We start from the raw sequence: 8,252 nt of genomic DNA, 5'->3' as shown, positions 1-8,252 counted from the left end.
GACGGCGCCGTCCGGGGTACGCCGCCAGCCGCCCTGCCCGAGCACGTCACTGCCCACCGCACCGGGCGCGCCGGAGTAGTCGACGACCACCGTGAACCGCCGACCGCGCGGCACCCCGCCGGCCGGCGTGACGACGAGCTCGGCGCCGTCGGCCTTGTGCGTGGCGGCCGCGCCGTCGACGGTCACCTTCGACGCGGTCAGCCCGGCGAGGTCGAGGTTGAGCCGGGAGAGGTCCTGGGTCGCGGTGGCGGTGATCGTCGCGCTCCCGGCCAGCCGGCCGTCGCCCGGCTCGTAGCGGAGGTCCAGCGCGTACCCGGCCACGTCGTATCCGCCGTTGCCGTACTTCGGGAAGTACGGGTCACCGATGCCGTCGGCGCCGGGCGAGAACGCCGGAGCCGCCGACGACCCGGTCGGCGCCGGCTTCTCGTCGGCGCTGCACCCGGCCGCGAGCAGGACCAGGCCCACCACCGCCGCACCCGTCACCCGTCGCATCGCCCGACCCTACGTCGACCAGGAGAAAGACACCCGAAGGAGACGGTCGATCACTTGTCGAGGACGAGGCTCACCTTCTGGAACTCCTTGACGTCGTGGTAGCCGCACTTGGCCATCGCCCGCTTGAGCCCGCCGAAGAGGTTCAGCTGGCCGTCGGGCTGACCGGCCGGGCCGTAGAGCAGCTCCTCGAGGGTGCCGTCCGGCTCACCGGCGATGCAGAAGCCGCCGCGCGGCAGCGACGGGTGGCTGGCCGCCGAGTGCCACCACGCGCCGCCGGCCGGGGCGCCCTCGGCGAGCGAGAGCGGCTCGCCCAGCATCACCGCGTCGGCGCCGCAGCCGATGGCCTTGGCGATGTCGCCGCTGGTCTGGATGCCGCCGTCGGCGATCAGATGCACGTAGCGCCCGCCGGTCTCGTCGAGGTAGTCCCGCCGGGCCGCGGCGGCGTCCGCGATCGCGGTGGCCATCGGCACCCGGATGCCGAGCACGGTGTCCGTCGTGGACCACTCGTCGGCGCCGACGCCCACGATGACGCCGGCGGCGCCGGTGCGCATGAGGTGCAGGGCCGTCTTGTAGTCGGTGCATCCGCCGACGATCACCGGCAGGTCGAGGTCGGCGATGAACTCCTTGAGGTTCAGCGGCTCGTCCGTCGTGGACACATGCTCGGCGCTGACCAGCGTGCCCTGGATGACGAGCAGGTCGACGCCGGCGTCCAGGATCACCGGGGCGAGGGCCAGGGTGTGCTGCGGCGACACCCGGACCGCGACGGTGACGCCACCCTCGCGGATGGCGCGGACCCGCTCAGCGATCAGGTCGGGCCGGATCGGCTCGGCGTAGACCTCCTGCAGCCGCCGGGTGGCGTCGGCGTCCTCGCCCAGGGCGCCCAGCTCCTCGAGCACCTTGGTCGGGTCCTCGTAGCGGGTCCACAGGCCCTCGGCGTTGAGCACACCGAGGCCGCCGAGCCGGCCCAGCGCGATCGCCGACTCGGGGCTCATCGTCGCGTCGGACGGGTGCGCCACGCAGGGGATCTTGAAGGGGTAGGCGTCGACCTTCCACTCCGTCGACACGTCGTCGACGTCGCGGGTGCGCCGGCTGGGCACGATCGCGATGTCGTCGAGGTGATAGCCGCGCTGCGCGGTCTTCCCCAGACCGATCTCGACGACGTCACGCATTTCGCATCCTCTGCTTGCTACTACCGGGAGTGATAGTTGGGGGCTTCGACGGTCATCTGGATGTCGTGCGGGTGGCTTTCCTTCAACCCCGCCGCAGTGATCCTGATGAGCTGCCCCTTCACCTGCAAGTCGGGGATCGTCTCGGCGCCCACGTAGCCCATCGAGGCACGCAACCCGCCGATGAGCTGGTGTGCGACCCGCGACAGCGGTCCACGGTACGGCACCTGACCCTCGACGCCCTCGGGCACCAGCTTGTCCTCGGTGACGTCCTGCTGGAAGTAACGGTCCTTCGAGTACGACTTCGCCTGGCCCCGCGACTGCATCGCGCCCAGCGAACCCATCCCCCGGTACTGCTTGTACTGCTTGCCGTTGATGAAGATCAGGTCGCCGGGGCTCTCCTCGCAGCCGGCCAGCAGGCTGCCCAGCATCACGGTGTCGGCGCCGGCCACGATCGCCTTGGCGAGGTCGCCCGAATACTGCACGCCGCCGTCGGCGATCACCGGGACCCCGGACGGCCGGCAGGCACGCGCGGCCTCCATCACGGCGGTGATCTGCGGGACGCCCACGCCGGCCACGATCCGGGTGGTGCAGATCGCGCCCGGGCCGACGCCCACCTTGACCGCGTCGGCGCCCGCCTCGACCAGCGCCTTCGCCCCCGCGTACGTGGCCACGTTGCCGCCCACGATCTCGGTGGTGGTGTCCTTCTTGAGCCGCGTGATCATCTCGAGCACCTGGCGCTGGTGTCCGTGCGCCGTGTCCACGATCACCACGTCGACGGCCGCGTCGATCAGCGCGCGCGCCCGCTTGTACGCGTCGTCGCCGACCCCGACCGCCGCCGCCACCCGCAGCCGGCCCTGGTCGTCCTTGGCCGCGTGGGGGAACTGCTCCGACTTGGTGAAGTCCTTGACCGTGATCAGCCCGCGCAGCCGGCCGTCGTCGTCGACCAGCGGCAGCTTCTCCACCTTGTGCCGCTGCAGCAGGGTCAGCGCCTCGTCCTTGCTGACCCCGACCGCCGCGGTGATCAGCGGACTCTTGGTCATCACCTCGCGCACCTTGGCGCTGTCGTCGGTGACGAACCGCATGTCGCGGTTGGTCACGATGCCGACCAGGATGCCGTCGTCGTCGATCACCGGCAGGCCGGAGATGCGGTATCGCCCGCAGATCTGGTCGACCTGGCGCAGGGTGTCGTCGGGGCCGCAGGTGACCGGGTTGGTGATCATCCCGGACTCGGACCGCTTCACCAGGTCGACCTGGTTGGCCTGGTCCTCCAGCGACAGGTTGCGGTGCAGCACGCCGATGCCGCCCTCACGGGCCATGGCGATCGCCATCCGCGCCTCGGTGACCGTGTCCATCGCGCTGGACAGCAGCGGGATGGTGAGCTCGACGTTCCGGGTCAGCCGTGTGATGGTGTTGACCCGGCTGGGCACGACGTCGGATTCCCCGGGCTGCAGGAGAACGTCGTCGAAGGTGAGTCCGAGCGGCACTGTACGGGCGGAATCGGCGTCCACAGATCATCCCCATCGCGAGAGCAGCAAGCTTTCATCCTACTCATCGGCGAAGTCGCGCCTCGCACGGCGCACAGGGCGTGCGGGCCAGCACGGGCGGGCCGAAAGTGGGTACGGTGAGCAGGTGCAGGACGAACCGATCGACCCGTTCAACTCCGACCCCGTCGACCCGGCCGCGGGCCTCGACGATCCGGGCGACGACGAGGCCGATCCGCTCACCGAGGCCGAGCGCCAGGACGTCCTCGAGGACCTCAGTGACCTCGAGGTCTACCAGGCGTTGCTCAGTCCCACGGGCATCCGCGGGCTGGTGATCGAGTGTGAGGACTGCCACGAGCCGCACTACTTCGACTGGGATCTGCTCCGGGGCAACCTGCGCCACCTGCTGAGCAGCGGCCGCCCGAGGGTCCACGAGCCGGCCTACGACCCGGACCCGGATCACTACGTGACGTGGGAGTACGCCCGCGGCTACGCGGACGGCGTACACGACACCCTGGCCGAGGGCCAGGACGACGAGACCCGGGACGAGAACTAGAAAGCGCGCCCCTCAGCGAGGGACGCGCTTTCCGAGTCAAGCAACCAGGCCGGCTCTGAAGCCGGCCGCCACCGCGTGGGCACGGTCCCGGGCGCCCAGCTTCCGGAACAACCGCCGGGCATGCGTCTTCACGGTGTCCTCGGAGACGAAGAGCTCCCGCCCGATCTCCGCGTTGCTCTTGCCGTCGGCCATGCCGCGCAACACCTGCAACTCGCGTTCGGTGAGGGTCAGCCGCCGCCCGGAGGGTGCCGCCTCGGCCACACCCACCCCGGCTTCGTTCCCGGGCCAGGCCACCATCGGCCGGCCGGTCGCCGGGTCCAGCGGTGCGTCGCCGCGCTGCACCGGCACCATCGGGCTGTTGGGCATCATCGCCGGGACGCCGCCCGCGTTGGGTGCGCCCATGCCCATGCCGTCGCGGTAGGGGCCGCGGGTCGCGGTCGAGTTGGCGTTGCGGGCGCCGCCGGCCACCGCGGCCGGTTGGGCGTTGGTGCCGTTGATCGGCATGCCCTGGGGGCGTACCGGCAACAGAAGCAGGAGCAGCGCCTTGGCGACGACGCTGACCAGGTCGTGTTCGACGCCGCGGATGACGCCGCGGGCACCGGCGGCCACCGCGGCCGCGGCGACCCGGGGGTCTTCCGCGCCGAAGAGCACCAGCTGCGCCTGTGGCGCTCGGGCGAGGACGCGCCGGGTGAAGCCGACGCTGTCGGGACGGGTTACGGCGGTGTCGGCGAGGACCACTTCCGCGGGCCGTTCAGCCAGTCGGATCATGGCCTCGGTCTCGCTGACCGCCGTCCTGACGACGCCGGTCATGCCGAGCCGGGCCGCGGTGGACGCGACGGTCTGGGCCGCCAGCGGGGTACGGACGCACACGAGGACGGTACGCACAGTGATCCTCCTTCTCTCTCAGAGGAGATCACGCGAGGGCCGCAGCATTACGCGCTTTAGATGGAAAAAACGGGAAAGGTGGGTCTGAGTTACGGCCGCGGTGTCATGTGCCTGAAGAAGACATCGATGAGTCGTGGTTATGGCGGGGATCACCGGGGTACCACCGCGTCAGGCCTGAGCAAGGACTGCAAGCAGGCCCCTCGTGACAACACTCCGCGGTGCCGCGCGGGAGGAGGGTGTTGATGTCGAACGTTCGCAGACTGCCCGGGCCCATCGCCGACCTGTGGGACTGGCAGCGACTCGGTCTGTGCCGAGGACGAGACAGTGCGCAATTCTTCCACCCTGACGGTGAGCGCGGGTCCTCCCGCAACCGCCGCGAGGCGAAAGCCAAGTCGATGTGTGGCGCCTGCCCGGTCCGGGCGGAGTGCGCAGCGCACGCCTTGGCCGTCCGTGAGCCGTACGGTGTCTGGGGAGGTTTCAGCGAAGCGGAGCGGCTGCGGCTGCTCGCGGTCGGCTGGGAGGACCTCGCCGACCGGCATCACGGACGCGTCGACCTTGCCCGGCTCGAGGCGCGCCTCGGCCGTCCCCACAAGTCGGCGGTGCCCGCACAGCGGCAGGCGCCGGCGGCCTGACGGCGCCCGACAGGTAGATACACCACACAGCTCGTGACGCGGTCCCCGTAAGGGGTCCGCGTCGTCGTGTTCAGCGGTTCTCCGACCGCATCGGTGGACATGCAAGCCACCGTATGAGCGAACTTGTGCGCTGAGTCGGACGAAAAGTGCGTCCCCCGGCTACTCAGATCTACTCAATCGATACCTGTACACCGTGCCACCCGGTGGCCCCGTCCGGCGCGGGTGGCGCGGGCGAGCTGGTCTGCGTGTATCCGGTGACGTCGGTGGCGCGTACCCGGATGGCGTGCTCTCCGGGCCGGGCGTCCGGCCAGCGGAACGTCCACTGCCGCCACGTGTCGCTGGAGACCGTGCCGGCCAGCGTCGCGGGCTGCCACGGCTGCCCGTCGATCTGCACCTCGACCTTGGCGATGCCGGTGTGCTGCGCCCAGGCCACCCCGGCGACCATCACCGCGCCGGCCGGTCGCTTGGCGCCGTCGCGCGGGGTGTCGATGCGCGACTGCGTCTTGATCGGCGCCTGCGCCGACCATCCGCGCGGCACCCAGTAGGCGTCGAAGTCCGAGAACCGGGTCAGCTCGATCTCGGTGATCCATTTGCACGCCGACACGTAGCCGTAGAGGCCGGGCACGACCATGCGTACCGGGAAACCGTGCTTGATCGGCAGCGGCTTGCCGTTCATCCCGACCGCGAGCAACGCATCGCGCCCGTCGCGCAGGACGGCGGTCGGGGTTCCGCAGGTCCATCCGTCCGACGAGCGCTGCACCACCTGATCGGCGCCGGGCAGCGGATCCGCCTCGTCCAGCAGTTCCTTGATGGGCGTGCCCAGCCACAGCGCGTTGCCGATCAGGTCGCCGCCGACCTCGTTGGAGACGCAGGCCAGCGTCACGTATCGCTCGAGCATGGGCCGCTGGAGCAGGTCTTCCCAGCTGAGGGTGATCGGGTTGCGGACCATCCCGTGGATGCGCAGCTGCCACGTCTCGGGGTCGACCTGCGGCGGGAACAGCGCCGTGTCGATCCGGTAGAAGTCGTCGTTCGGCGTCACGTAGCTGACCGCGCCGGTCGCTTGGGCGCCGGCCGGCACCGCGGGCGCGGCCGATCGGGCGGCCGGCAGCGTCACTTCCTCGCGGGCCGCGCTCACCGAGCGGCGTCCGGTCAGCAGCCGTCCGGCGATGCCGCCGACGGCGGCGACACCGACCACGATTCCCGCGGCCTTGAAGAATCGCCGCCGGCTGTTTTCCGGGTACGAGTCAGCGTGGTCCACAACATCGACACCGGGTCCCCCGAGTCGAGCACCCGCAGGCTCCCCGATCACCGCGAGGTTGAGCAGATAGCGCAGAACCGGCACGGCGACCAGCGCACCGATCACCGACGGCAACGACGCGACCCAACCGGCGTCGTGCCGGGTCACCGCGGCGGCCACCCCGGCCAGGCCGAAAAGCGCGATCCCGCCCAGCGCGAGCCGCCACGAGCGCAGGGCGACGACTCCGACCAGCCAGGCGTAGGCGCCGAGCAGAATGGCGGTCCCGGTGATCAGCGCCGTCTTGTCGTGCACGCCGAACACGGCGATGCCGAAGTCCTTCACCGGCGCGGGCACGTTGTCCACCACCACGCCGCCGACCGCGAGCAGCGGCGCCGACGTGGGTCCGGTGAGCACGGCGACGAGCTCGGCGACACCCAGGGCCGCGGCGGCGGCCGCGACACCGGACGACCCGGCCCGCACCTTCGACTTCATGCTGGTCTGCACGACACCAATCGTGCACCCTCGGCCGGGCCGAGGTCCTTACGCGGGTCTTACGCGCAGCGGCGGCAACGCGGCGATCAGAGCGTCGAGCAGATCGACGGAGCTTCGCTGCGCCCGCGGTTCGGGCAGCTTGGGCACACCGGTGTCCGGCAGCTCCCAGAACACGCGTCCGGGGTCGAGCCCGTCGAGCGCCTCGTACCACTGCCGCAGCGGCTCGCGGAGCTGGACGTGCGTCGCGAAGTTACGGCGCCGCCGGGTGGTGTCCTCGTCCCGCCGGCTCCGCAGCTCGGCGACCTCCGGCAGGCCGACCAGCACCGCGTCGGCGAAGCCCAGCCGCCCGGTGCGCATCGCCGCCCGCAGCACGGCCAGCTCACGGTCGAAGGGGGCGCGCGGCGCCAGCCCGAGCGCGGCCATGCCCCACGCGTAGTGCAGCTTGATCGGATCGGTGTCGCAGAAGGCCACGCCGTCGGTGCGCTCGAGCTCCTGCGCCTCGGCCCAGCGCCGCATGCTCACCCGCGCCCAGTGCCGGGCGAGCGCGACCCCGTCGATCGGCTCCGCCCCGGTGTGCGCGGCCTCGCCGACGAACCGCCCGACGTGCCGCCGGCACCAGGTCGTCTTCCCCGCCGCCGTCGGCCCCTCAACCACAACGATCACCGGCCCAACCTTACGAGCAACCCAACCACCAACCCGACAACGGCCCGACCGCCTTCAGAGCGAAGTGCCGCCGAGCGGAGCGAGGCCATGTAGGAGCGGGTCCTCCAGGATTCGCTCGAAGGCCAGCTCCGCGGCGCCGATCAGCGCGGCGTCCGGACCCATCTCCGGGGTTCGCAGGCGGATGTGCTCGCGGCACGCGGGCAGGGCCACCGAGTTGAGGCGGCTGCGGATGTGCGCCGCCGCGACCAGGTACACGTCGCGCAGCGTCCCGCCGAAGATCACCGTCTCCGGGTTGAAGATGTTCATCAGGTTGCCGACACCGAAGCCGATCCAGTCGCCCACCTGCCGGACCGCGCGCTGCGCGTCCCGGTCGCCGCGCATCGCCGCTTCCACGACGTCGAGCACTGCTTCCCGCCCGTACTTGCCGGTCCGGCCTGCGTGCTGCAGCAGCGCGGATTCCCCGATCTCGGTCTCCCAGCAGCCGCGCGACCCGCAGCTGCACAGCCGGCCCTGCGGGTTGACCACCATGTGGCCGACCTCGCCGCCGTAGCCGCCGTGCCCGGTGATCCGGCGCCCGCCGGCGATGATCCCGCCGCCGACGCCCACGTCGCCGTAGAGGTAGATGACGTTCTCGCAGCCCACGGC

The 8,252-nt window shown here is 71.3% G+C and carries 8 protein-coding genes and 1 pseudogene; 2 read left to right on the top strand and 7 right to left on the bottom strand.

Features of this window, described 5'->3' with window-relative positions; translation table 11 throughout:
- The 3 genes and pseudogenes from AB0M20_RS15835 to guaB all read right to left on the bottom strand — a co-directional run.
- Positions 1-492 (bottom strand): annotated as a pseudogene (locus AB0M20_RS15835) (M1 family peptidase); the annotation flags it as partial.
- A 50-nt stretch (positions 493-542) separates the two neighbouring features.
- Entirely contained in the window at positions 543-1,661 is a 1,119-nt protein-coding gene (locus tag AB0M20_RS15830) for a GuaB3 family IMP dehydrogenase-related protein (RefSeq protein ID WP_364298617.1), read from the bottom strand.
- A 20-nt stretch (positions 1,662-1,681) separates the two neighbouring features.
- Entirely contained in the window at positions 1,682-3,169 is a 1,488-nt protein-coding gene (gene guaB / locus AB0M20_RS15825) for an IMP dehydrogenase (protein WP_364298615.1), read from the bottom strand.
- Positions 3,170-3,290: 121 nt separating this feature from the next.
- Between guaB and AB0M20_RS15820 the strand changes: the two genes are divergently transcribed.
- Positions 3,291-3,698 (top strand): DUF5319 domain-containing protein, encoded by a 408-nt coding sequence (locus AB0M20_RS15820; protein ID WP_364298613.1) that lies wholly within the window; start codon positions 3,291-3,293, stop codon positions 3,696-3,698.
- 36 nt (positions 3,699-3,734) lie between these two features.
- Here the strand turns inward: AB0M20_RS15820 and AB0M20_RS15815 are convergent, their stop codons facing one another.
- Positions 3,735-4,583 (bottom strand): LuxR C-terminal-related transcriptional regulator, encoded by an 849-nt coding sequence (locus tag AB0M20_RS15815; protein ID WP_364298611.1) that lies wholly within the window; start codon positions 4,581-4,583, stop codon positions 3,735-3,737.
- A gap of 242 nt (positions 4,584-4,825) precedes the next feature.
- Between AB0M20_RS15815 and AB0M20_RS15810 the strand changes: the two genes are divergently transcribed.
- On the top strand, positions 4,826-5,215 hold the full coding sequence (locus tag AB0M20_RS15810; protein WP_203782312.1) for a WhiB family transcriptional regulator: 390 nt from the start codon (positions 4,826-4,828) through the stop codon (positions 5,213-5,215).
- Positions 5,216-5,384: 169 nt separating this feature from the next.
- Here AB0M20_RS15810 and AB0M20_RS15805 read toward each other — a convergent pair whose 3' ends face one another.
- From AB0M20_RS15805 to AB0M20_RS15795, 3 genes are all read right to left on the bottom strand, one after another.
- Complete coding sequence (locus AB0M20_RS15805) at positions 5,385-6,944, bottom strand: molybdopterin-dependent oxidoreductase (protein WP_364298619.1); 1,560 nt, start codon at positions 6,942-6,944, stop codon at positions 5,385-5,387.
- Positions 6,945-6,992: 48 nt separating this feature from the next.
- A complete protein-coding gene (locus AB0M20_RS15800) occupies positions 6,993-7,607 on the bottom strand; it encodes a hypothetical protein (RefSeq protein ID WP_364298609.1) in 615 nt (204 codons plus the stop codon).
- 54 nt (positions 7,608-7,661) lie between these two features.
- A partial coding sequence (locus tag AB0M20_RS15795; protein ID WP_364298607.1) for an ROK family protein occupies positions 7,662-8,252 on the bottom strand: 591 nt, incomplete at its 5' end.

The sequence above is a fragment of the Actinoplanes sp. NPDC051633 genome, from assembly GCF_040681735.1.
Classification (GTDB): Bacteria; Actinomycetota; Actinomycetes; order Mycobacteriales; family Micromonosporaceae; genus Actinoplanes.
Note: the sequence above shows the minus strand (reverse complement) of the source record. Positions and strands in the feature narration are given on the sequence as shown.